22 protein-coding genes and 1 tRNA gene are annotated in these 24,255 nt (G+C 58.4%); 8 read left to right on the top strand and 15 right to left on the bottom strand.

The window, feature by feature from the left end; translation table 11 throughout:
• Positions 1-18: 18 nt before the first annotated feature.
• Positions 19-948 (top strand): cellulase family glycosylhydrolase, encoded by a 930-nt coding sequence (locus DXZ77_RS07240; RefSeq protein ID WP_258553317.1) that lies wholly within the window; start codon positions 19-21, stop codon positions 946-948.
• Between the two features lie 15 nt (positions 949-963).
• On the opposite strand, the gene DXZ77_RS07245 is transcribed toward DXZ77_RS07240, so the two are convergent.
• From DXZ77_RS07245 to DXZ77_RS07255, 3 genes are all read right to left on the bottom strand, one after another.
• Positions 964-2,121, bottom strand: a complete 1,158-nt coding sequence (locus DXZ77_RS07245; RefSeq protein ID WP_115031053.1) for an SGNH/GDSL hydrolase family protein — start codon at positions 2,119-2,121, stop codon at positions 964-966.
• On the bottom strand, positions 2,121-2,651 hold the full coding sequence (locus DXZ77_RS07250) for a hypothetical protein (protein ID WP_115031055.1): 531 nt from the start codon (positions 2,649-2,651) through the stop codon (positions 2,121-2,123). The genes DXZ77_RS07245 and DXZ77_RS07250 overlap by 1 nt, the downstream gene beginning before the upstream one ends.
• Positions 2,652-2,870: 219 nt before the next feature.
• The gene (locus DXZ77_RS07255; RefSeq protein WP_115031056.1) at positions 2,871-4,154 is read right to left on the bottom strand and encodes a M20 metallopeptidase family protein; all 1,284 of its coding nucleotides are present in this window, start codon (positions 4,152-4,154) and stop codon (positions 2,871-2,873) included.
• A 497-nt stretch (positions 4,155-4,651) separates the two neighbouring features.
• On the opposite strand from DXZ77_RS07255, the gene DXZ77_RS07260 reads away from it, so the two are divergent.
• The gene (locus DXZ77_RS07260; RefSeq protein ID WP_028326638.1) at positions 4,652-4,915 is read left to right on the top strand and encodes a metal-sensitive transcriptional regulator; all 264 of its coding nucleotides are present in this window, start codon (positions 4,652-4,654) and stop codon (positions 4,913-4,915) included.
• A 49-nt stretch (positions 4,916-4,964) separates the two neighbouring features.
• Here DXZ77_RS07260 and DXZ77_RS07265 read toward each other — a convergent pair whose 3' ends face one another.
• Both DXZ77_RS07265 and mfd read right to left on the bottom strand, forming a co-directional pair.
• The gene (locus DXZ77_RS07265; RefSeq protein WP_115031058.1) at positions 4,965-5,330 is read right to left on the bottom strand and encodes an ArsC/Spx/MgsR family protein; all 366 of its coding nucleotides are present in this window, start codon (positions 5,328-5,330) and stop codon (positions 4,965-4,967) included.
• Between the two features lie 185 nt (positions 5,331-5,515).
• Positions 5,516-9,166, bottom strand: coding sequence for a transcription-repair coupling factor (mfd, locus tag DXZ77_RS07270; protein WP_115031060.1), 3,651 nt, complete (start codon positions 9,164-9,166; stop codon positions 5,516-5,518).
• A 331-nt stretch (positions 9,167-9,497) separates the two neighbouring features.
• Between mfd and DXZ77_RS07275 the strand changes: the two genes are divergently transcribed.
• The 4 genes from DXZ77_RS07275 (at position 9,498) to DXZ77_RS07290 (ending at position 13,950) form a co-directional block, all read left to right on the top strand.
• A complete protein-coding gene (locus DXZ77_RS07275; protein WP_181816062.1) occupies positions 9,498-10,784 on the top strand; it encodes an AMP-binding protein in 1,287 nt (428 codons plus the stop codon).
• The gene (gene nadE, locus DXZ77_RS07280) at positions 10,781-11,728 is read left to right on the top strand and encodes an NAD(+) synthase (protein WP_258553190.1); all 948 of its coding nucleotides are present in this window, start codon (positions 10,781-10,783) and stop codon (positions 11,726-11,728) included. Before DXZ77_RS07275 ends, nadE begins: the two co-directional genes overlap by 4 nt.
• Before the next feature lie 86 nt (positions 11,729-11,814).
• Complete coding sequence (locus DXZ77_RS07285; protein WP_034400432.1) at positions 11,815-12,063, top strand: hypothetical protein; 249 nt, start codon at positions 11,815-11,817, stop codon at positions 12,061-12,063.
• Positions 12,064-12,066: 3 nt separating this feature from the next.
• Positions 12,067-13,950: an asparagine synthase-related protein gene (locus DXZ77_RS07290; RefSeq protein WP_115031064.1), complete on the top strand. Its 1,884-nt coding sequence runs from the start codon at positions 12,067-12,069 to the stop codon at positions 13,948-13,950.
• 76 nt (positions 13,951-14,026) lie between these two features.
• On the opposite strand, the gene DXZ77_RS07295 is transcribed toward DXZ77_RS07290, so the two are convergent.
• The 10 genes from DXZ77_RS07295 to DXZ77_RS07335 all read right to left on the bottom strand — a co-directional run bounded on the left by DXZ77_RS07295 (position 14,027) and on the right by DXZ77_RS07335 (position 22,941).
• Positions 14,027-14,185, bottom strand: coding sequence for a zinc transporter permease (locus DXZ77_RS07295; protein ID WP_115031066.1), 159 nt, complete (start codon positions 14,183-14,185; stop codon positions 14,027-14,029).
• Between the two features lie 22 nt (positions 14,186-14,207).
• Complete coding sequence (locus tag DXZ77_RS07300) at positions 14,208-14,486, bottom strand: ArsR/SmtB family transcription factor (protein WP_034400434.1); 279 nt, start codon at positions 14,484-14,486, stop codon at positions 14,208-14,210.
• Between the two features lie 498 nt (positions 14,487-14,984).
• Entirely contained in the window at positions 14,985-16,544 is a 1,560-nt protein-coding gene (locus tag DXZ77_RS07305; RefSeq protein WP_258553193.1) for a sugar transferase, read from the bottom strand.
• A gap of 378 nt (positions 16,545-16,922) precedes the next feature.
• Complete coding sequence (pth, locus tag DXZ77_RS07310) at positions 16,923-17,516, bottom strand: aminoacyl-tRNA hydrolase (RefSeq protein ID WP_115031068.1); 594 nt, start codon at positions 17,514-17,516, stop codon at positions 16,923-16,925.
• A gap of 116 nt (positions 17,517-17,632) precedes the next feature.
• The gene (locus DXZ77_RS07315) at positions 17,633-18,268 is read right to left on the bottom strand and encodes a 50S ribosomal protein L25/general stress protein Ctc (RefSeq protein ID WP_028326650.1); all 636 of its coding nucleotides are present in this window, start codon (positions 18,266-18,268) and stop codon (positions 17,633-17,635) included.
• Positions 18,269-18,482: 214 nt separating this feature from the next.
• Positions 18,483-19,463 (bottom strand): ribose-phosphate diphosphokinase, encoded by a 981-nt coding sequence (locus DXZ77_RS07320; RefSeq protein ID WP_115031070.1) that lies wholly within the window; start codon positions 19,461-19,463, stop codon positions 18,483-18,485.
• Positions 19,460-20,566, bottom strand: a complete 1,107-nt coding sequence (gene glmU / locus DXZ77_RS07325; RefSeq protein ID WP_115031072.1) for a bifunctional UDP-N-acetylglucosamine diphosphorylase/glucosamine-1-phosphate N-acetyltransferase GlmU — start codon at positions 20,564-20,566, stop codon at positions 19,460-19,462. The genes DXZ77_RS07320 and glmU overlap by 4 nt, the downstream gene beginning before the upstream one ends.
• 306 nt (positions 20,567-20,872) lie before the next feature.
• Positions 20,873-22,330, bottom strand: a complete 1,458-nt coding sequence (locus tag DXZ77_RS07330) for a BCCT family transporter (protein WP_306747305.1) — start codon at positions 22,328-22,330, stop codon at positions 20,873-20,875.
• Complete coding sequence (locus DXZ77_RS12595; protein ID WP_306747319.1) at positions 22,222-22,677, bottom strand: hypothetical protein; 456 nt, start codon at positions 22,675-22,677, stop codon at positions 22,222-22,224. Before DXZ77_RS12595 ends, DXZ77_RS07330 begins: the two co-directional genes overlap by 109 nt.
• A 182-nt stretch (positions 22,678-22,859) precedes the next feature.
• Positions 22,860-22,941 (bottom strand) — tRNA-Gln (locus DXZ77_RS07335).
• 156 nt (positions 22,942-23,097) lie between these two features.
• Here DXZ77_RS07335 and DXZ77_RS07340 point away from each other — a divergent pair.
• Positions 23,098-23,742, top strand: coding sequence for a TetR/AcrR family transcriptional regulator (locus DXZ77_RS07340; protein ID WP_115032725.1), 645 nt, complete (start codon positions 23,098-23,100; stop codon positions 23,740-23,742).
• Positions 23,739-24,251 carry a MarR family winged helix-turn-helix transcriptional regulator gene (locus tag DXZ77_RS07345; RefSeq protein WP_115031074.1) on the top strand — a complete coding sequence of 171 codons (513 nt, stop codon included), beginning with the start codon at positions 23,739-23,741 and terminating at the stop codon, positions 24,249-24,251. The genes DXZ77_RS07340 and DXZ77_RS07345 overlap by 4 nt, the downstream gene beginning before the upstream one ends.
• Positions 24,252-24,255 lie beyond the last annotated feature (4 nt).

The following is a 24,255-nucleotide window of genomic DNA, read 5'->3' on the forward strand; positions in this document are numbered from 1 at the left end:
AAACTCTCCGGAATCGCGATCCCCGGAAGCGAATTAGCCTACGTCCCCTCCGAACGCCTCGCCGCTGACCTCGACACCGTCAAAAACTCCGGCGCCACCTGGATCCGATTCGACATTCCCTGGACCCACGTCCAATGGGAACCCGAGGACTACCACTGGGACCCTTACGACCGCGTCGTTAACGAAGCCAATAGCCGTGGACTACGCATCCTCGCAGTTCTAGGAACCGTTGCTCCCCACCAAAGGCCACCTGGCAGTTCCTGGACAGCTGGCCTGACCACACCTGACCAACTCACTGGGTTCACCAACTACGCCGCCACTGCAGCTACCCGCTACGCAGGCAAAGTCCATGCCTGGGAAATCTGGAACGAACCCAACGTCGACCGCTCATGGGCTCCCCACCCTGACCCGGCAGCATACGCACCCGTACTCACCAAAACTGCTGACACACTCAGAGCTACCTGCCCTACATGCGTGATCATCGCCGGCGGCACCGGCGGAGCAGCACCAAGCTCACCAGATGTACCCACCATGGACTGGTGGCGTGCCCTGGCCACCTCCCCAGCCCTCACCCATGTCGATGGTGTCGCGCTGCACCCCTACTCAGATATGCGTAACGGCGCCTCCGGCGAGATGGAGTACGTCAAACCACTGCGGGAACTACTCGACACTCACGGACACACCAAACTCCAGATCTGGGGCACTGAAGTCGGTGTACCTACTGGCGAAGGACATGTCACCGACGACGAAGCCGCCCGGCTAATGCGCGAAGGCGCTCACGCCTGGAATGAATTGGCGTACGCCAATAAACTCGGCCCGCTGTTTTGGTACACCCTCCGCGACCGCCACAACGCTGGCCGCGAAGGAGCATTCGGTCTACTCACGCACGACGGAAATCCCAAAGGAACCCGCCAAACTTTCGAAGAGCTGCTCACGAAACACCTCTAGCCCCCCACTACGAGGTCACTTACTAGAGCGCACCAACTCAGCTAAAGCCTTCCCCGCCTGCGCGTGCCCCTGGGCGTTGGGATGCAACGGGCCATATTGCGTGAAGGGATCATTCACCCACGGTTCCTGGCTGCACACACCGTGGAAAGACTCTGCGGATTCGAACCCTAAAGCAGTGTTCATATCGACATATCCGATCGTCACGCCATTGTGAGACAACGCCGCCTGCGCTTTTTCTGCTGCTTTGTGAATTCCGGTATTCAGCTCTGTGATGGTCTCCCGCACACGTTTCATCGACTCGGGGGGCATGCCATTGCAGCTGCCAGCTGTGGCGTACAAGCCAGGTATTTTGTTCCAGCGTTGCGCCAGTGAGCTGCGGCTCGGGTCAGTGATGATCTGCGGGTACCCCATGATGAGGATCCGCCCTCCAGGTTTGACGAATCGTGCTAGCGCAGAAAGAAGCGGTTCCACTTCTCCCTGGTCGGGGTTCGCTGACCACAGCGGCACTTGCCCAGCAGGTAGGGGTACCGATGCGTTGCCTTGGGTGAGAGTGTCGAGAATCTTTGTGGCTTGTTCGGGTGGAACATCGCAGCTTCCCCAGCCTGGCGAATCCCAATCCAGGGATTCGCCTTGGACATTTTTAGTGTCCATGCATAGTTCGCCCAGTGCCCCCAAGGCAGCGTTGTTCGCGCCGAAAGTCATGGTTATCAGATCGAATCGGTTACCGCTGGCGGCGATACTGTCGAGTTCTTTAACCAGCGAGGAGGTGCGGGTAGGGGTGCCTGGTTCGATGGGCGTGTTGATTTTCACACCGAGCTGGCGGTACGCCTCCGCGAGCTGGATCGCCCAATCGTCGGTGGTGGCGCCAGCGCAGGCGGTGAAGGCTTGCCGATAACTGATGCCTGAAGACGCCAACTGTTTTTGAGCGATGACTGGCATCGCTGCCTCGTTGCTTGTTGCTCCGTCGGCGCGACCACACTGTGCCCCCCATGCCGAAGGGTTGGGGCTGACGCTGGTGATGCCGTAGCCGCTGCTGATGCTGTCACCAAGGGCAGCCCAGGTGGATTCACCGTTAGTGGGTTTTGCTGAGGCAGTTGGCGCGGCGGTGAGGCAGGTCAGAAGGGCTGCGCTGATCAGCGCAGCGGCGGCGGTGCGGTGTGTGTGTCGGGGCATCAGTTCTCTCCCGTGCGAGCTGTGGTGTCAAGGCGGGCGCGTAGGAGGGCCAGGGCGTTGTGTGCTGCTTGGGGTGATGGTGGGTTTCCTGCGGAGCAGCGGCTGAGATAGGTGCCGATGTGGGTGCGGGCGGCAAGGGTGAGGGAGCGCAGGTCGGGGTCGTTGAGGGTGACTGCGGCGGTGAGGAGTTCTTGTGGTGTTGCTGCCTTATCGATGAGGTCGGCGGCGTCGCGGCATTGGTCGGCTTGGAGTGGGTTGGGGGTGATGAGGGCGCGTTGTGCCGCGTCGGCGAAGGCGGTGATGGTGTGACGTGCTTTGGTGTTTTTTTCGTTGCTGTTGGCTGGAGGTGGGGGTAGTTGAGCGATAGTGCTGGCTGCAGCGGAGCTGAGGGCGCTGGGCAGTGGTGGGACGGGGTCTGCCTCGTGGGGGGCGGCGGTGCAGGCAGTGGTAAGCAGGAGCGTGGCTGCGGCGATGGCCAGTGGTGTTTTGCTCTGGTGGGGCCTGGTGTGTGGGGTCATGGGGGTTGTCACCGTTCCTCGTCGTGGTCGAGGTGGTGTGCACCGAGTCTCGACGGGTGTGGTGTTCTGACGCTACTGGTTTGTGGGTGTCCCACTGTTGCGGTGATCCACGCAACGATCGCCGGATTCGGTTGTGGCGCTGACTACATGTGAGGTGGGCACAGTGTGCTAGGACGCTCTAGGCAGATCAGGTTGGATCGAGAGTGTCCTTAACTTCTCTCACGTGGGGAGTCAGCCTTGTCCTGGCATTAGCTGTCCGGTGAGGTGGTCGCGGGCGCATTCGACCATGAGTTTGACGCCTGTGGCGAGGGTGGCGTCGTCGGCGTAGAAGCGGGGGTTGTGGTTGGGGACGCCGCCGCGGCCGTCTTCGGGGATGTATAGCTCGCCGTTTTCGGTGAATGCGGTGTCTTGTACGCCGAGGCCGATGTAGAGGCCGCCGAATTCTTTGACGAACTCGGAGACGTCGTCGTATCCGAGGGTGGGGGGCGCGGGGATGAGGTTCTGGCTGCCGATGACACGCTCGATGGTCGGCCGGGCCGCTGCTACCCATTCGGGCGTGTTCGTCACCGCTGGGACATCTTGCAGGTACTCGACGTTGACCTGGCAGTTGTTGGCTTTGGCCGCGCCGGCTGCGAGAGTCCGCACCCGTTCCTGCACGTCGCTCATCGTGGCCTCACGGTGCGACCGGATCGTGCCCCACAGCGTCACTCGTTGACCGATGATGTTGAACCGCCCTACGTCCTCGATGTGGCCGATGGTGACGGTGAACGGGTCGAATGCGTCGACTTGGCGGTAGATCTGCCCGATGCCGGTGAGGATTGCTCCGACCGCGGGCATCGGGTCGATTCCTGCCCATGGTGTTGAGCCGTGTACTTGCTCTCCGGTGAGGGTGATTTTCACCAGGCATGATGCACCGAACTGGTTGCCTTCACGCATGGCCACGACTCCCTTGGGGAAGGGCTGCACGTGCATTCCGAAGGCCATGGTCGGTGAATATTTTTCGAAGATGCCTGACTCGAGCATGCTGCGAGCGCCGCCTTCTTCGTCGATGGGTGGGCCTTCTTCGGCTGGCTGGAAGACGAATAGGACGCGGCCGGGTAGCTGGTCGCGGTGTTTGGCCAGAACTGATGCTGCGCCCATGAGCATTGCGGTGTGGCAGTCGTGTCCGCAGGCGTGGGAGACGGGGAATGGTCCGCCTGGGTAGTGCTCGTCGATGACGGTGGAGGCGAAGTCGACACCGGATTCGTCGGGGACGGGTAGTGCGTCGATGTCGGCTCTCAGCAGGATGGTGCGTTCCCCTTCTTGTCCGCCGTTGAGTACGCCGACGATGCCGTGTCCAGCGATGTCGGTGTGAATCTCATCTAAGTCCAGGGTCTGCAGGTGGTCGACGATGTACTTGGCTGTGTTTACTTCACGGTTCGATAGTTCTGGGTTGGCGTGAATGTGGTGGCGCCATGCGATGACGTCTTCAGCGATGGCGTCGACTGCTGCGCTTAGATCCGACGGTGTCTTCATGAGTCTCCTTGGGGGCAAGTTCAGCGGCGCGTATACGCTGTTGCTGAACGGTTTGAGGCCGCAAGACCGAGACGGAGCCGCGGGCTCCTACGTGTGCCGCATGAGCCACGGCGTCGATCGTTCTCTCAGGATGCCACCGGGGTTTTCCGTTTCTGACTGGGGAAGGATCTAAGTCAATTATTCCGGTCTCTACCTGCGCTTTTTATGAGCGATTGATGTGGACATTGCCTTTTCAGATGGGGGTAGCTCATGGGTGTCTTAGTTTTTGGTGAGCCAGCACTTAGGTAGCGCATCGGGGTGAGTAGCTCAGTTTGGGTGTTTGTTGCTGTTTCAGGTGTCACTTTTGCTGTCAGTACGGGCAGCAGTTTTATTGCGGTCTTTTAGGACGATGACTACTCAAGTCAGCGCGACGGCTGCGAGGCATCTACATTCGATACCCGTTGGGGTACTTTGCAGTGGTACTGGTGTCACTTCTATTGCATCTGTTAGGGGTTGTTTTGATCCTCGAACCTGCTGAATTGGACCCTGCTCTTAAGCGCCTGCGTCGGGCTCATGGTCAGCTCGCTGCGGTGATCCGCATGATTGAAGAGGGTCGAGACTGCAAAGACATCGTGACTCAGTTGTCTGCATGCAGTAGCGCTCTTGACCGGGCAGGGTTCACCATCATCACCACTGGGTTACAGAAATGTATGAGCCAAGAAAACCCTGACCGTGAAGCTGATTTCGCCGCCTTAGAGAAGCTTTTCCTCTCCCTGGCCTGACTGTTTCGTTGTTTTGTTGGTGGCGTTGCTTTTTGCTCAGGTGCTCAGATCAAGCCTGTGTAATTTCGGTGATGAATGCGGGTACGCGGTCTTTGGGGCGTCCGATGATTGCTCGGTTAGCGGCAATGAGGACGGGTCGTTGCATGAGGGCGGGGTGTTTGGCGATGAGGGCGGCGACTTTTTGGGCAGTGTCGATGTCATTGTCGGTTAGACCGAGTTGGGTGAAGGTGTTGTCGCGGCGGATGAGGTCGGCGGGTGCGTCTTCGAGTTTGTTGAGGAGGTCTAGGGCGTCTTGCTCGTTGAGTGGTGTGTCGAGGTAGCAGATGATGTCGTGTTTGATGCTAGCGTTTTCTAGTTCTGTGAGTGCGGCGCGGGATGTGGAGCAGCGGGGGTTGTGCAGGATCGTGATTTCCATAGTCACGTCTTTACCTTGATGTTGTTGATTGGTTCAAGGATGTGTTTGGCGGTTGGCGGTAGTAAAGACCAAACGTGAGGTTGGGTATCGCCTATTTTTGTCCAGGCTGGGTGCGTGGGCTGTATGTTGTGTGGTTTTGCTGCCCTGTGAGGTTGCCTGGGTTGTTTTCACAGGGCAGCGGTGGTTTAGCGGCTGGTGGGGGCGTCGAGGAAGATTTGCTGGATGAGTTCGGTGGTCCAGGCGAGGATTTCTTTGTTTTTGAGGGGTGTTCCTCCGATGGGTGCGGTCATGGGGCGTCGGACGAGGATTTGTCGGACGGCTGCTTTGATGGTGGTGCCTTTGTACATGCGGGTGAGGCGGAGTTGTTGGCTGTCTTTGAGGTCGACAGGGCCGAATCGGATCATGTTGCCTTGGATGCCGATGTCGCTGATTCCGGCGCGTTTGGCGACGGTGCGGAGTTTGGCGACTTCGATGAGGTTGGCTACGGGTTCGGGGTAGGGGCCGTAGCGGTCGACGATTTCTTCGATGAGTGCGGTGAGTTCGGCATCGTCGGTGACGGCGGCGAGGCGTTTGTAGGCTTCGAGGCGTAGGCGTTCTTCGGCGACGTAGTTGTGGGGTATGTGGGCGTCGACGGGTAGTTCGATTTTGACTTCGCGGGGGGCTTCGTCCATTTCGCCGGTTTTGAATTCGGCGACTGCTTCGCCGACGAGTCTGACGTAGAGGTCGAATCCGACGCCGTCGATGTGTCCGGCTTGTTCGCCGCCGAGGAGGTTTCCGGCTCCTCGCATTTCGAGGTCTTTCATGGCTACTTGCATGCCGGCGCCGAGGTCGGTGTTTGCGGCGATGGTGGCGAGTCGGTCGTGGGCGGTTTCGGTGAGGGGTTTGCCGGTGGGGTACATGAAGTAGGCGTAGGCGCGTTCGCGGCCTCGTCCGACGCGTCCGCGGAGTTGGTGAAGTTGGGAGAGTCCGAAGTTGTCGGCGCGGTCAAGGATGAGTGTGTTGGCGTTGGAGATGTCGAGTCCGGTTTCGACGATGGTGGTGCAGACGAGGACGTCGAATTCTTTTTCCCAGAAGTCGACGACAACTTTTTCTAGTCGTGTTTCGCCCATTTGGCCGTGGGCGGTTTCGACTCTGGCTTCGGGGACGAGTTCGCGGATGTGGGCTGCGACTTTTTCGATGTCGGAGACTTTGTTGTGGACGTAGAAGACTTGGCCTTCTCGGAGGAGTTCACGGCGGATGGCTGCGGCGACTTGTTTGTCGTTGTAGGGGCCGACGAAGGTGAGCACGGGGTGGCGTTCTTCGGGTGGGGTGGCGAGGGTGCTCATTTCGCGGATTCCGGTGACGGCCATTTCGAGGGTGCGTGGGATAGGGGTGGCGGACATGGCTAGGACGTCGACGTTGGTGCGCATGGCTTTGAGTTGTTCTTTGTGTTCGACGCCGAAGCGTTGTTCTTCGTCGATGATGACGAGGCCGAGGTCTTTGAAGCGCACGGTGGAGGACAGGAGGCGGTGGGTGCCGATGACGAGGTCGACTTTTCCGTCGGCGAGTCCGGCGATGGTTTCGTCGGACTCTTTTTTGTTTTGGAACCGGGAGAGCGCTTTGACGTTGACGGGGAATTGGGCGTAGCGCTCGGTGAAGGTTTGGAAGTGTTGTTGGACTAGGAGTGTGGTGGGGACGAGGACGGCGACTTGTTTGCCGTCCTGGATAGCTTTGAAGGCGGCGCGGACTGCGATTTCGGTTTTTCCGTAGCCGACGTCGCCGGAGATGAGACGGTCCATGGGTATTTCTTTTTCCATGTCGTCTTTGACTTCGTCGATGCTGGAGAGTTGGTCGGGGGTTTCGACGTAGGCGAAGGCGTCTTCGAGTTCGCGTTGCCAGGGGGTGTCTGGGCCGAAGGCGTGGCCTTTGGTTGCCATGCGGGCGCTGTAGAGGCGGACGAGTTCTCCGGCGATTTGTTTGACGTGTTTTTTGGCGCGGGTTTTGGTTTTGTTCCAGTCTGAGCCGCCGAGTTTGTTGAGGTTGGGAGCGTCGTTACCGACGTAGGCGGTGACTTGGTCGAGTTGGTCGGTGGGGACGAAGAGTCGGTCTGCGGGGCCGCCGCGTTTGCTGGGTGCGTATTCGATGAGGAGGTATTCGCGAGTTGCGCCTTGGACGGTGCGTTGGGTCATTTCGATGAATCGTCCGACGCCGTGTTGTTCGTGGACGACGTGGTCTCCGGGTTTGAGGGAGAGGGGGTCGACTTGGCGGCGGCGTCGGGAGGGCATTTTGCGCATGTCTTTGGTGGTGCCGCCGGTGGTGCGGCGCCCTTTGCCGCTGATGAGGTCGGCTTCGCTGACAATGGCGATGCCGGCGCTGGGGGCGATGAATCCTTCGGTGATGTCTGCTTTGGTGACGTGGACCAGGCCGGTGCGGTTGTCGGTGCCGGAGGCGTCAGTGTGGGCGGGGATGTCTGCGTTGGTAAGGACTTCGGAGAGCCGTTCGGCCAGGCCTTTGCCTGCGGTGGTGACGACGACGAGTTTGTTTTCGTGGGTCCAGGTGGCGAGGTCGGTTGTGGCTTTGGGGATGTCGCCGTGGTAGTCGGGGGTTTCGTGGGTGTCGATGCGTAGGTAGGTGGTGTTGGCGTCGTCGCCGAAGTTGTCGTCGGGGTGAGTGGTGGCGGTGTCGGGGTCGGCGGTGAAGGAGGTGAGGGTCCACCAGGGGATTCCGGCGTGGTCTGCTGCGGATCGGGTTTCGCCCAGGGAGTGGTAGCTGGCTTGGTTGAGAACGCCGCGTAGATCGATGGGTGCCTCAGCTCCTCCGGATGCTGATGACCAGCTGGCGTCGAGGAATTCTTCGCTGGTGGCGACGAGGTCGTGGGCGCGGGTGCGTATTTTTTCGGGGTCGAGGAGGAGTATGTGGGCGCCGCCGACGCGGTGGAGGACGTCGAGGAATGTTTCCATGCCGTCGACGAGGGCGGGGGTGAGGGATTCCATGCCTTCGACGCCGATGCCCTGGGAGATTTTTTCGACCATGTCGGTGATGCCGGGAAGTTTGTTGGCTAGGTCTAGGGCGCGTTGTTTGACGGTGTCGGTTAGGAGGAGTTCGCGGCAGGGTGGTGCCCACAGGTGGGCGGGGACCATGCCTGCTTTGATGGCGGCGGGGCGGGCTGCGTGGCTGACGGCGGGGAAGCTGCGTTGGTCGGCGACTTTGAAGTAGCGCAGGTCTTCGATTTCGTCGCCGAAGAATTCGATGCGGATGGGGTGTTGTTCGGTGGGTGGGAAGACGTCGAGGACGCCTCCGCGGACTGCGAATTCGCCGCGTCGTTCGACGAGGTCGGTGCGGGTGTAGGCGGCAGAGGTGAGGGCGTCAACGACGTCAGTGAGGGAGCGTTCTTCTCCCCACTGGAGGTAGACGGGGGCGAGGTTGGCTAGGCCGGTGGCGATGGGTTGCAGAAGAGATCGGATGGGAACGATGACGATGTCGATGGGGCCGTGGGGGCCGTCGGGATCGGGGTTTTCGAGGCGGCGCAGTACGGATAGTCGGGTGCCTACAGTGTCGCTGCGGGGGCTGAGTCGTTCATGGGGAAGGGGTTCCCAGCTGGGGAATTGGGTGATGGATGCGTTGGGCAGGTAGGCGTGGAGGGCGTCGTTGAGGTCGTTGGCTGCGCGGGTGGTTGCAGTGACGGCTACGAGTGGACCGGTGCGCTCGGGCGTGCGTGCGAGGGCGGCGAGGAAGGCGGGGCGGGCGCCGGGGGCGATGGTGATGTCAACGAAGGGTTCACCTTGGGTGAGCGCTTCGAGTGCTTGGGTGACTCCTCGGTCTCGGCGGAGGTGGTCTACGACGGCGGTGAGGGTCATGTGTGGGGGCTCCATCGCGGTGGTGTGGTGGCGTGGGGGCGGTTTGTGTTGTCTTTAACGATAGGTCGCTCGGGTGTGGGGTTCGAGGCGGTGGCTTGTGTTGGTCAGGATGTGGGGGTGGGGTGGGGTGTTTGCGTGGCTGATTTTTGTAGCTTTCCCCTCTCTCATATGTCACATGTATTTACATTTTTCCTTGCGTGTCAGAGTTACCCATAAGTAGCGTGTTTTTCCGACCACCCACACTCATATGCCGCCAACTTTTCAGTGGATACAGTTGAAGGAACAACGGAACGCAACCCGTTGCTTTTCTGGGGGGAACATCATGGGACTCATGCGGGAAGATACGGCTACACCGGTACGCCACACTGAGGCGGAAATATCGATGGCGCTATCCAACTATGCCCGCGAATTCACCACAGGCGGCTCGGTTTTGGTGCGCCCTATTGAGGCTTACGAGGGGCTAGAACGCGTGACGAACTGCCTGCGAAGCCAATCTCAAAAACCCCTTTTTATTACAGATCTTTCTTCTCATCAGCAGCACTTAGATTCGACGGTGGGCTCACCTGAAAAGGGCGAGCAGGCATTGCCACCCCTGGAGTCTCTGGTGGCGTTTCACACATCCGGTTCAACGGGCTCCCCCTCTTGCGTGGTGTACAAGAAGGAAACTCTCATTGAGCATGCCCGCACGATCGCTTCTTCTTTAGCTTTGAGTGATTCACAGATTTACGTGGCCTTGCCTCCGCCACGGTTCGCTTACGGCCTGTCAATCGTTGATTCGCATTTGGTCTCTGGCGTTCCGGTGACATTCACAGATGCGACGTGGGGACTCCCTGGCCTGAAGGATGCGGTAGCGCAGGCTGACGCTGAGGTACCGGATCAGGTGCGAGACATCGCGATTTATGCACTGCCTCAGCACATGCCGTTGTTACTTTCGGCAGATGTGGATCCGCAGCGTGTAACGCGAGTTTTTGTTGCTGGTGGTCGCATTTCAGGGACAAGCGTGGCCCGCCTTGCGGAGCATTTTCCGCGAATGCGGCTGACCAATATGTATGGGCAGGCCGAGATGGGGCCACGGATTTCTATGTGGGAAGGCAACCCTGCTGATTTTGTTGAGGGCATGGTGGGCTCGGCGTTGCCGGGCGTGAGAATGCGCGTGGCTTTTAAAGAGCACGAGGATGCTGGCGAGGTAGGGCGCTTGGTGGTCGCGAGCAAGTTCGCGATGGATAGGGTTCTGCGAGCGCCGTATAGGTCGGTGGTTGCTGGTCCTGGCGCTGAAGAGGTGGTGACTTCGGATGTGGCGGTGGTGGCTGCAGATGGGTCGGTGCGGCATGCAGGGCGGGCCGATTCGGTTTTGAATGTGGCGGGGACAAAGGTGGATCTTCGGCGGGTGTCTGAGATTGTCACTGCGGTGGCGCAGCCGCTGGTTCTGAAAATTCGTAGCAGGCCGGGCACGGCTTCAGGAGATGACATTCCTGTCGTCGAGATTGTTCCTGGTCCTGAGACTCCTGAGCGGGCGGGTCCGATCCGTCGCGCTCTTCATTCCGAATTCGGCAAGCTTGCGGGCTTGTTCGATATCAGGTTCGTTCGCGAACTGACGCTCAAGGAGAGTGGCAAGTGAGTTCCAATCTGCAGGATCGCCTCGACTGGATCGTGGGGCAGCTCGGTGAGATGAGTAAAAAGGGTGCCCTGGTGCAGTTGTCTGGTGGAGTGGATTCCAGCACAGTGCTGCATTTGGCTGCGCGGGCTTTGGGTGCAGATCGGGTGAAGGCGTTGTATCTGCCAGATCGTGCAACTGGCCCAGAGACGAAGCGGTATGTGCAGGAGGCTGCGCAGAGCGCGGGGGTGGAGCTTATTGAGCGTTCTATCGCTGAGACGATTGAGGCGCAGTTCAGTCAGGATGAGGTCGCGGACATTATCCGCAAGTATGAGCCGGATTATGACCCGCAGACGCAGGCATATGCGGTGAATGCCTCGCCGACGATGGCGCGCCGTCTGGGTGCTTTGGTTTACCAGGTGGTGATTGGTCCGCGTAATGGTAAGGCGGAGAAGACGCTGCGGATGAGCGCGGATGATTTGCGCGCGATTATTGCGTATCAGAACCGTAAGCAGCGTACTCGTATGTTGTTTGCGTATGCGGAGGCTGAGCGGCTCAACTATGCGGTTGTTGGTGCCAGTAATGGTGATGAGCTGCGTAGTGGTTTTGTGGTCAAGTACGGGGACGACGCTGCCGATATTTGCGCGATTGGTGACTGCACGAAGGAAGAGGTGTACGAGCTGGCGCGTGAGTTGGGTGTGCCGCAGTCAATTATTGACCGCACTCCCACGACGGATACGTACGCGTTGGAGCAGTCTCAGGAGGATTACTACTACGCGCTGCCGGCTGGGGTTTTGACAGCTGTTGTGACCATGTCTGATGCGGATTTGGCTGATGATGCGTCGTTGCAGCCGTTGGTGGACGAGTTGCCGGGGTGGTCGGTGGCTTCACTGCGTCAGGCTGCTGTGGGACTGCGTGCTTCGTTGCGTTACCTGCAGATTCGTAGTCGGGTGTGGGATCACTCCTGATCGGCTGAGTTTTCCCTAGGGCTGGGTTCTGGCTCTGGGGGTTTTGATCGATGTTTTCGGTTTGCGTAAAAGAAAGTGATTGATTGATGAGCGAGAAGAAGCCCTGGAGCGAGGTCGAGGCCGACCTCATGGACAACGTTTTTTATGCACACGATGAGCAGGCTGTTCGTGACTCGAGTGATCTTGCTGAGGATGGCTTGCTCGATTCGTTGTCCATTGTGGTGATTTTGGAGACGTTCGCAGATGCGGGCGTGGACGAAGAGGCTCTTGAGCAGGCGCAGGCCACAGACTTCCGTAATTTGGAGGTCATGAAGGCTGCTTACGAGCGGCTCTGACGTATGTGCGGTTTTGCATTGGCCGTCCGCGACGCGGCTGCTGAAGTGGTTCCAAGCCCTGGTGTTGATGCAGCGTTGTCGCGCCGGGGTCCGGACACGACGGCACGTCACGTCGAGGGCGGCCTGGCTGCTGTGAGCACGCGTTTGATCCACTGGGAGGAGGGCGCATCGCAGCAGCCGTTGCTCACTGAAGACGGCGGGATGGCTGTTTTTAATGGTGAGTTGTTTAACTTGTCTGAGTTGCAGGATGTGCTTGGACTGCCTGGCGCCAGTGAGATCGAGGTGTTGCTGGCGGGGATTCGAGCTGAGGGTCCGGAGTTCGCTCGGCGTATTGATGGCCAGTTCGCGGCTGTGGTACGAGTGGGGGCTGGCGCTCCGGTGTTGGCGTTGCGGGACCGGTTTGGGATTTCGCCGTTGTATGTGATGCGGCGGGATGGTGCGACGTACTTGGCATCTGCTCTGGAGGCGTTGTCAGAGATTTCTGGCGGCTTTTCCGGTGGTGTAGATGGTTTGGATGTGTCGGGGGTTGCTTCGATTCTTCATGATTGGGCGCCGACGCATGGTCGTACTCCGTTCGCTGGTGTTGATCAGGTGATGCCGGGGCAGGTTGTGCAGTTGCAGGGTGATGCGCCTGTGCGTCGGTGGATGTGGGCTGATCACCGTGCGGCAGCTGTGCCTTCGGCGCGTATCGGGGCAGTGCATGAGGCGGTGACTGCTCAGGGGCAGGAACTTGATGCTTCGCCTTTGTCTGAGGCTGATCTTGCTGAATTTGAGCAATTGATGCGGAATTCGGTGGCTGCTCGGATGAGGTCCACGAGTGAGATCGTGGCGCTTATTTCCGGTGGTATTGACTCCACGATCATTGCCACGCTTGCTCATGATGAGGGGGCGCGTACTGGGTTGGCTTTGTTCTTGGAGGGCGATGAGGTTGTGCGCGGCCGCCAGGTCGAGGTTGCCGAGGCTATTGGCTACGACCTGGTTCATCACATGCTGCGTCCTCGTGCTGCGGTGACATTGCTTGAGGAGTATGTGCGTACTCGTCGGGTTCCGTTGGTGCGGATGGGCCCGATAGGCATGATGAGTTTGGCTCGTAGGGCGGCAAGTGAGGGTATCCGCGGGGTGCTTTCTGGTGAGGGTGCTGATGAGTTGTTCGCAGGCTACGACTCTTACCGCATCTTGGCTGCTCGGGCGGGTGCTTTTGGTGATCCGAAACGCTTGCCGTGGGATGAGTTTGGTGAGCCTGAGTTTGGTGGCGATCGTGGTCCGCGCTGGGCGAGGTCATATTGGCGTGCAGTGATCGCACTGTCGAGCAGTGCGGGTAGTCGTCGCGCTGACATTATGAAACCGGTGGCGGAGTTGTTTGCCCCGCAGTTGCGGACGGCTTTTGATGCTGCTGCCGCGTTGCCGGAGGGTTTTGGGTTAGAGGATCGTCGTCAGATTGATCTGCGGGATTTGCTTGGCTCGTATCTTTTAAGTGTCCAGGGTGATCACGCCTGGATGGAGGAGGGTGTGGAGCTTCGCCCTGCGTATTTGGCGACACCGGTTGCGCGGTATGCGTTGCGTCGGGATCCAGCTTCGTTTGTGTCAATCCGAGATGGGAAGCTGCCGGTTCGATCTTTGTTGCGTCGTCTTGCGGTGCAGCGCCCCGCGATAGCTGGGTTGGGTTTCCCAAAGTCTGCTTTCCGAGTGGATGCCTCGTTTGTGTTACGTGATGCTGAGGCGACTGCGCATATGCGTCGTTTGGTGACGCAGTGTCCGGATGCATTGCTTAATACCGATGGGGTTGTTGATCGGTTTGATCGTGCGGTGGGTGCTGGCACGTGTTCGGAGTCGGAGTCAATGGTGTTTTTGTTGGCTGCGAGTTTGGGTGTGCTTGACGCGGATTGAACGCGGTGTACGCACAAAGATGTGGCCTTTCTCGTATCTACGAGAAAGGCCACATCTTTTACGGATGAGACTGTTCTCAGTGCTCGTCGTAGTGGTCTTCGTGCTCGGCGTGCTTGTGGCCGTCGTGAAGGTAGTCCACGTGGTCGTCGTGTTTGACGGCTTCGTGGCCGCAGTCTTCACCGTGCTTGTGCTCGGCGATGGTGTGGTGAACCTGGTGCTTCTGGTCGTCGGTCATGGCTGCCTCCTGGTGGGGGTGATCACTCTTCTTGGACGTGCTCGAGCGCGTCGGCAAGGACATGCCCGATATGTTCATCGCTCACGGAATAGATCACCTCGCGCCCCTCTCGCGCGGCTGTGACGAGACCCGCTTCTCGCAGGGTGCGCAGGTGCTGTGAGGCCATCGGCTGGGACAGATCTACTGCCTCGGTAATTTCCCCGACGGAGCGGGGCTTTTCCAGGAGGACGACCATGATGTGGAGTCTTGCCTGGTGACCGAGTGCTTTGAATAAGTCCGCGGCACGATCGATGTGCTTCATTCCGTGTTGCCTTTCCAGCCTGACACACATATTTAAATATTGCAATGTATCTATCCGTTGCTGTTGGTTCAGCTCTGACGCGATCTAGTCCGCCATCGATGCGTGAACGCAAAGCCTGCAGAGATCCACGGCGACACCCATATAAGGAATGTTTCTACCCCGCAGAGGCATTCGTATTCCGCATCCGCAGGCAGCTCAACCTGCCAAGGTTGCGCAGGTGGACCCCACCCACATCGAATCGTCGTGACATCTGAGATACATGTCATGCATTCACATCAATCCGGACCCACAGAATGCAGCCATGTCTTCATCAGAACATGCTTGTTCCACGAAGTAGCAGCACAATAGCTGGCTGCTTAAAAACCAGGGCAACCGGGATAGACCGCCGAGTACCTGTCACCACGCCGTGACCACAACCGACGACATACAGGATGCCTCGTGCCGCCCGAACCACGCCGCTAACGCGGCTACAAGCGCACAGAAGCTCCTGCCACCAAGCTAGTAAGCGCCGCTGCTGGTAAACACCGCTGAAAAGGTGCGGAACAAGATATGCAAGTCACCCATCGGTGACCAGTTATCGACGTACCGAAGATCAAGCCGCAATGACTCTTCCCAAGACAGGTCAGAACGGCCGCTTACCTGCCACAACCCTGTCATTCCAGGCTTAACATGCAGTCGTCGCAACGCATCGGGTTCATACTGCTCTACCTCGCGAGCCAATGGCGGCCGCGGCCCTACCAGCGACATATCGCCAATAAGAACGTTAATGAGCTGCGGTAACTCATCAAGGGAGTATCGGCGAAGGAAATGACCAATCTTCGTGATGCGAGGGTCATCCTTCATCTTGAACAGCACACCATTGCCGTCGCTACGCGCTTCCAGGGCTTCGAGCCGTTTCTCAGCATCGACGACCATCGTGCGGAATTTGAAAATCCAAAAGAACTTGCCCCGCACTCCCACTCGCTGTTGCCGGAAAAACACCGGCCCAGGGTCACTGACTTTGATCGCAACCGCAATCGCAACCATCAACGGAGACAGCAGGAACAGCAAAAGAGCCGCCAAACTGCAGTCCATAAGCCCTTTAAGAATTGCTGAGCGTCGCGCAGCCGCCGGACGTTCAATATGAAGCAAGGAAAGGTTTGTCGAGGGCCGGATAGACAAACGCGGGCCAGCAACATCGAGCAATCCAGGCGAGACAATCAGCTCAATGCCGCGTTCTTCCAGTGCCCACGCCAACCGCCGCAAGGATTTTCCAGCCAAATCTGGGTGGCTTGCCACTACCACCACCTCAGCGTCATACAAATCAGCAGCAGCAAGTGCATCACGTGGACGCCCCATCACCGGGACACCTTCCAATGAAGTTGTCGTGTCCCACTCAGCGTCGAATCCAGTAGCACATACTGCAACCGGCCGAAGTCCTTGCCCCGGCTCAGATTTAATAGAGCGAATGAGATTAGCTGCAGCGTCAGCGCGCCCCACAACAATCGTGCGCTGCATCAGTTCACCAACGCGTCGATGACGTACAAGCCAACGACGCATCACCCAACGAGCAGCTAATCCACCAGCAAACAACAGCGGCAACATAAGGAAAACCCACATGCGTGCCAATGGATAGTTGCTCGCGAATGCACCGATTGCCAGCACCGACAGCAAGCCGACCGTGGCGCGCCCCACCGACCGATACTCTTCGGTACTCACCCCGAGGAACCGCCGCTCGTATGCGTTTGCCATCACCAATGCGAGTACCCATACGAACGGAATCGCAACAGTCGCCATCCAATAGCCAGTTGTGACTTCCGAGCCAAACCGCGTGACCGATGCTGCCACTGCGCCAGCAGCACCAATCACGAAGTCACCTGCAACCAAGCGCAATAAATACGCACGAGCCCACTCGCCACCGGGAGCATGTGCGGGGGTATTAACCGGGCCTAAAGACGGCGCAAACGGGATGTCGGATTCGTCGCGCAGTACGAGGCGAGCGGTCTCGCCCTCGGCCTTCGCCGAAGTCCGGCGACCGGACCGATGCCACCCCCTGGTTGATCGGTTCTCGACAGTCACTTCTTGTTCTCTCCACATGTTGAGGAACTGGGTTCGAAAAATAGGCACACAGCTGTGCGCACACGATCCGACACTGCCCCCGACGTCATGTGCGTCTCCCCTGACAGCCCCGCAGGCCGATAGTGCGATATCGCATCATCGACCATTGCTCCCCCAGAGCTTTGTAGCGCCAATTTTCTCATGCGGTGTGGGGCCGTGTCCCTGTTGAAAGAATTCGGCTACCACTTCCACGGTAATCTCCTCGGCAACTCAATTGCCTACTCTTGTGCCACCTTTGCAGAATTCTTGAGTTTCGCGCAGCAGACTCTCCGCGAGCAGATAAAGCATCCATACAAATTACTGATCCTCGACACCTTGCTCAGATGCCGAGGACCTGCGTTACGAAGCGGCGTGAAAAACCTGCTGAGTTGCTACAACTCCGCGTTCAGCGAGCATTTCCACGGCATCTGCAGCACGCGCAACCATGACTTCTGCCTCAACTTGTTCTGAAGAACTGAAGTTCTTCAGAACATAGTCAGCCGGATCCTGCCTGCCTGGAGGGCGCCCCACACCTACTCGCACACGCACGTAATCCTTACTACCTACCGCAGCACTAATAGATCGCAAGCCATTGTGTCCCCCCTCTCCCCCACCCTTTTTGATGCGCACGTCACCGAAAGGAATATCCAGTTCGTCATGCACGACGATCAAGTGCTCAAGCGGGATGGAGTAGTACTGCAGCAAGGCACTGACTGGCCCACCCGAGAGGTTCATAAATGACATTGGTTGACCCAAAACAGCCTTAGGCCCCGGTGCTCCACCTGCCGCCACCCCTAAACGCACATCCGCCACATGCGCACGAGCTTTGTGCCGCTTGAGGTTCGCGTGCGAACGCGCAGCTAATTCTGCTATCACCATTGCACCGGCATTGTGCCGATTGCCGGCATATTGCGTACCCGGATTACCGAGTCCCACCACAAGAAAAGCGTCCATTCTCACAGGCTACGGGCCCACCTCTGAGAGAAAGAAAGCGCGGGGGTGAAGCACCTTGGTGCCTCACCCCCGCGCTCGATATGAAGCGCATGCACGCTAGAACGCTGACAACAGGGTCACTCCTGCTTGTCGTCCTCAGCGGCTTCGGGCTCGTCTTTCTCGATACCAGCTTCGGCTTCGGCCTCTTCGAGCTCGGCCTCGAGCTGCTCAGCGGTGGTGGCAGCGGTGACGTTGACAACGAGGGTCTCAGCGTCGGTCTCAAGCTCAACGCCTGCGGGAAGCTTGATGTCCTTAGCGAAGATCTGGGTGCCAACGGCAGCGTCAGTCACGTCGATCTCCACGTTTTCGGGGATGTCCGTGGCCGGAGCGAGAACGGTGAGGGTGTTGGCGTCAAGGTCAACGTAGGTCTCCGGTGCAGCTTCACCGGTGACAGTGATGGACACGTCAACGGAAACCTTCTCACCCTTCTTTACGCGAACGAGGTCAACGTGAACGATCTCGGGACGGATCGGGAAACGCTGGATGTCCTTGACCAGGCAGAGGTGCTCCTGGCCGTCAAGCACAACGGTCAACAAAGCGTTAGCGGTCTTGGTGGCCATCATGGTGTCGTGCCCGGGGAGGACAACGTGCACCGGGGCTTCGCCGCCGCCGTAGATCACGGCGGGGATTTTGCTAGCACGACGGATGGAACGGGCAGCGCCTTTACCGAACTGGCTGCGAGCTTCAGCCTCAATACGAATGCTGTCGGACATGGTGTCTCCTGACTGTGGTCAATGATGGACAGATCTCGACAAGACACGGGAAAGTCCACACATACAGCAGGGACACCGCGTCGATAACGGCCAGCCAGGACGCACCTCTCCGATCCCGCGCCGTTCTGCCCAATGTGTTGGGTGGACGGTGGGAGATCGGAGCTGCACGTCACCAGCGGCCCTCGCCGAGGTAACTACACGAGTTTAGGGGTTCTCAGCCCTCTACCTCAAACAGGCTGGTAACTGACCCATCCTCAAAAACTTCACGGATAGCTTGGCTGACCAGCGGCGCAATAGACAACACTGTGAGCTTGTCGAAACGACGTTCTGCAGGAATGGGCAAGGTGTTGGTCACAATCACCTCGCGTGCCACGCTCGCCTTGAGACGTTCAATGGCCGGGTCCGAGAAAATACCATGTGTAGCAGCAATAACCACACCCGCCGCGCCGTGCTCCATCAGCACCGCAGCGGCCTGACAGATCGTGCCACCGGAATCGATCATGTCATCGACAAGAATGCACAGACGTCCCTCAACCTCACCAACAACGCGGTTGGCATGTGACTGGTTCGGGCGCGTGATGTCGCGTGTTTTGTGAATGAACGCCAACGGTGCACCACCGAGCTTCTTACTCCACTGTTCAGCAACCTTGATACGCCCAGCATCGGGGCTGACAATCGCAAGGTTCTCGTGCCCGTAACGCTCAAAAACATAGTCAGACAGCATCGGCATAGCCTGCAGGTGGTCGACCGGACCATTGAAGAAACCCTGCGTCTGCGCGGTGTGCAAATCAACACAAATAAGGCGGTCAGCACCCGCAGCTTTAAACAGGTCTGCCATCAGACGAGCCGAAATAGGTTCACGGCCACGGTGCTTCTTGTCTTGACGGGCGTAGCCATAGAACGGCACCACCGCAGTGATGCGTTTAGCCGAAGCGCGCTTCAACGCATCGATCATGATGAGGTGCTCCATGATCCATTTGTTGATAGGAGCGGTGTGGCTCTGCACAACAAAAGCATCCGAGCCACGGACTGACTCATCAAACCGAACGTAGATTTCCGAGTTGGCGAACTCGTACGCGGTAGTTGGCACGAGATCGATGTCCAGGCAGTCAGCAATCTCTTCAGCGAGCTCGGGGTGAGATCGCCCCGACATCACCAACAGGTTTTTCTGGTTGGGACGCGTCATCGCGTTCATCGACAATTCTCCTGCTGATCTGTGATGTGTGGGTGGGTGGTGAAAGAAGTGATGGCTGTGCCGTCCGGGATGTCACTGCCTGCACGAATCTGGACATAAGGCCCAACTGTCACGGCAGAACCAATGGTGGCAGCGTCGATCTCGCAACGGCGCACGTGGGTACCGTCACCGACTGCCGAGTCACTGATGGTTGCTTCTGGACCGACGGTTGCATCTGCCCCGATGGTTGTTTCCCCTAGCAGTTGCACATTCGGGCGAATGATCGTGTCCACGCCGATAACGACATCAACATCGATCCATGTGCTGGCGGGGTCAATGATGGTCACGCCCTGACGCATCCACTTTTCGCAGACACGTCGGTTGAGCTCTGCACCCATGCGTGCGAGCTGCACCCGGTCGTTGACCCCTTCGGTCTGCCACAAATCATCAATGACATGGGCTGCGACGCGACGACCACGGTCCCTGGCAATGGCGAGCACGTCGGTGAGGTATTTCTCGCCTTGCGCGTTATCTGTGCCTACCTGACTCAAAGCAGAGCGCAATAGCTCACCGTCAAAGGCATAAATGCCGGAGTTGATTTCCGTGATGAGTGCTTGCTCAGCGGTGGCATCTTTTTGCTCGACGATGCCGGTGACAGCCCCGGTCTCATCACGCAGAATCCGTCCATAACCGTGCGGGTCAGGAACATGAGCTGTCATCACCGTGACGCCGTTACCGTTCGTCTCATGCTCAGCAACGAGCGCAGCGAGGGTTTCGCTGGCCAGCATCGGCACATCCCCGTAGGTGACAACGACTGTGCCTGATAGGTCAGCCGGAAGTTTTTCCAGACCGCATTCAGCGGCCCGACCGGTGCCTTTAACCTCATCCTGATCAGCAACAACAGCCTGCGGAGCCACCTGCGATACGTGCGCAGCCACAAGCTCACGCTTGTGGCGAACAACTACAGCAAGATGCTCAGGTTCAAGCCCCTCAGCTGCCTTAATCGCGTGACCGAGGAGCGTACGCCCACCGATGGCATGCAAGACCTTGGGGACTGCGGACTTCATACGGGTGCCCTCGCCCGCAGCGAGGACAACAACAGCGGCGGGCCGGTGGATGGTCACGATCAGTTCGTCTCCGGGAGGCTGAAGCGGCTTGTGGGCAGTGCCATAGCGAGCAAAAGATCAACGCTGCACGCATATAGCGTCCACGACCGTGCACGCATCGAGCGATCTGCTGCGGCCGTGATCCGATCGCAACAATACTCGTCCGTACGTGTCTGCGGTGTCCTGAGAACCTCCACACGACTTCCGACAGCGAAATATCGCGAGCGAACACTAAGAAATTCGTTCACAAATGCGTGGGCACCTGTGACACGCCAGTGGGGCCCTGCATACACCATGCAAGACCCCACTCAGACGCCAGTCACATCAGCGACTACGGCGCTGCTGCTGCTTTTGCTTAGCGCGGCGACGGCGTTCCTCACGCTCGTCCGCTTCACGGTGTAGACGCCGCTCCAGAGCAAGCTGACGTCCAAACCGCTCACGCTCACGCAGATCCAGATAAATCACATCGCGCTGAAGTCCCTTAACAATCGCGAACATCAACCCCACGATCACAAACAGGAAGGGGGTCGAGGCCACAATCGTGACGCTCTGCACGCTGTTAAGCGCATCGTCACCACCAGCAAGAAGCAAGGTGATTCCAACCAATGCAGTGAGCAGGCCCCACAGTGCAGAAAGCCAGGGCGATGCATCGCCACGACCGTTCTGGGACATCGACCCCATCACTGTGGACGCAGAATCAGCCGACGTGATGAAGAACGTGGCAAGCAGCAAAATCGCAACAAACCCAGCCGCAGTACCCCCAGGGAACTGGTGCAGAAGATTGAACAACTGCTGCTCAGCATTCCCATCGCCGTAGATCGACTTTCCGGTCTGCTCCATGACGATGGCTGTGCCACCAAAAATCGCGAACCAGACTGTTGAAAGTCCCGCAGGAACAAGCATCACACCCAAGCAGAACTCTTTAATGGTTCGACCACGCGAAATACGCGCAAGGAACATACCAACGAAAGGTGACCAGCTAATCCACCACGCCCAGTAAAAGATTGACCACGAGGACAGCCATTTACCGGCGGTGCCATTTGCAGAAGCTGCTGTTCGACTTGCCATCTCGAAAAATTGGCTCAAATACGAACCAATCGACCCTGGCAGCAAGTTGAGTTGGGTCACTGTCGGCCCAAAAGCGAAAACAAAGAGGGCAAGCACAGCAGCAAGAATCATGTTGATGTTCGAGAGGATTTGAATCCCCCGCCCCACGCCGGAAAACGCAGACATCATGAACGCCAAAGTGAGAATCGCCACGATCGTGACAATGAGGCCATTACCCGGGTTGTGAACCAACCCTGAGGCCTCAAGACCAGCACGAATCTGCAATGCTCCCAATCCAAGCGAACAAGCAGTACCGAACACCGTCGCAAAGATCGACAGAATGTCGATGCAGCGACCAAACAGCCCGTTTGCGTGCTTCTCCCCCACTAGCGGAGTAAAAGCCGCTGAGATGAGCTGCTTACGCCCCACTCGGTACGTGGAGTAAGCGATGGCCAAACCAACAATCGCGTAGACCGCCCACGGATGCAGCGTCCAGTGGAACATCGCCGTGGCCATAGCGGTCCCGACCTCTTGCTTAGCGTGCCCTGGGACGCCATCGCGATAGAAAGACAACGGTTCAGAAGCTCCGTAGAACATCAGACCGATACCCATACCCGCCGCGAACATCATCGCGATCCATGAACTCGTGCGGAATTCCGGCTGTTCATCCATCGACCCAAGACGAATGTTACCGAAACGCCCAAAGGCAATGGTGAGCACGAAAGCCACGAACACCGTGCCGAAGAACACGAGAAGGCCCATCCCAGGTTGTCTAGAACCCAAGAAAACGCAACCTTCGCAGCAGCCGAGAACGTATCACCTGACAACAAACCCCACGCAACCACGATCGCAATAAGCACCGAGGCAGGGATGATCACGCTGTAGTCAATTGGTGCATCAGCACGCTCAGACTCAAGCTCGACCGGCTTTTCACGCAGGTCTTCTGGTGTTAATTCACGGTCGCTCGAGAGAATTGTGGCGAGTTCCTGCATAGCACTCGTCGTCGGCCCCACGAACTGGCCTTTATCTTCGCCGACGGGATCCGGGGCATCAGCTGATGGCGGATTTTCTTTATCGGTCATACAAGTGAAACTACCGAGGAAAACGCACCACACCCAACAAGCGAGTACGGATAACACATATTTCGCGTCGCCTGATTCAGTGAAAATAAATAACTTCGCAGAGACGAATACCGCTGACGCACATACACGTCACCGGCGGAAACACAACCATTCCAGAAGAACAGAAGTTAATGCGCAATAAATGGTTCCCCGGGTAGGAATCGAACCTACGTCGCTTGTCCTGATTCAAAGTCAGGCGGGCCCTACCAGCAGACCAACCGGGGAGCGGTCTCGTGTGAAACCGCCCCTAGCCTACGCCACATCTGAGCATGCGCGAACCAACATGGGCACCACGGCTCGTCAAGGACCACGCATCACCAGCAAATTGGCACAATAAGATCCGTGCCTCCTGAACGCCCCACACGCCCCTTCCGTAACCGCATGACCGGCAAAGAACGCCGTGAACAGCTCATCGGCATCGGTCGCGCCCTCTTCGCCGACCACGGATTCGAAGGCACCACAGTCGAAGAAATTGCTTCTCGCGCAAACGTCAGCAAACCTGTCGTCTACGAACACTTCGGCGGAAAAGAAGGACTTTACGCCGTCGTCGTCGACCGAGAAATCCGCGCCCTCCTCGACGCCATCACCACCGCCCTCACCACCCCCGACATGGGTTCCCGCGCCCTCATCGAACTCGCTGCCCTGGCCCTGCTCGACTACATCGATACCTCAACCGACGGGTTCCGCATCCTCGTCCGCGACTCCCCCACCGGACAATCCACCGGATCCTTCGCCTCACTCATCTCCGATGTCGCCAGCCAAGTCGAACATCTCCTCGCAGCAAAATTCCGCTCCGCAAGTCTAGACCCCCGCATGGCCCCCATGTACGCCCAAATGCTCGTCGGCATGGTTGCCCTCACAGGCCAATGGTGGCTCGACAACGGAAAATTCAAAAAAGAAGACGTCGCCACCCACATCATCAACCTTGCCTGGAACGGCATGACCGGACTCGAACCCGACCCCACCTTGACCGTCCACGTCCGAGAACACCGACGCACCCCCGACACCACGGACCACCAATCGTGACCCCCCAAGACCCCCCATCTGCCCACTACGACGAAGTCGACCGCATCGTCGCAGCATGGGAACGAGAACTACCCAACCTCGACGCCACCCCTTTGCACGTCCTCTCACGAATCTCACGCTTAAGCCGACACCTAGAATTCGCGCGCCGCAGCGCATTCGAAGCCAACAACCTCGAACCTTGGGAATTCGACGTCCTCTCCGCACTACGCCGCGCAGGATCCCCCTTTGAAATGTCCCCGGGAGAACTCGTCCACGACACCCTTTCCACCAGCGGCACCATGACAAACCGCATCGCCCGACTAGAAAAACGCGGACTCGTCACCCGCCACCGCGACCCTCACGACGGCCGAAGCATGCGCATCCGCCTGACCACCGCCGGCAAAAACGCAGCCGAAAACACCCTCACCGCCCTCATCGACCGCGAAAACGACCTCCTAGCCGCACTGGGCAACACCGAACGCAACGAACTCATCAACCACCTACGCCACATGCTGCTCAGCTTCGACTAACCCA

Source organism: Dermatophilus congolensis, from assembly GCF_900447215.1.
Classification (GTDB): Bacteria; Actinomycetota; Actinomycetes; order Actinomycetales; family Dermatophilaceae; genus Dermatophilus; species Dermatophilus congolensis_A.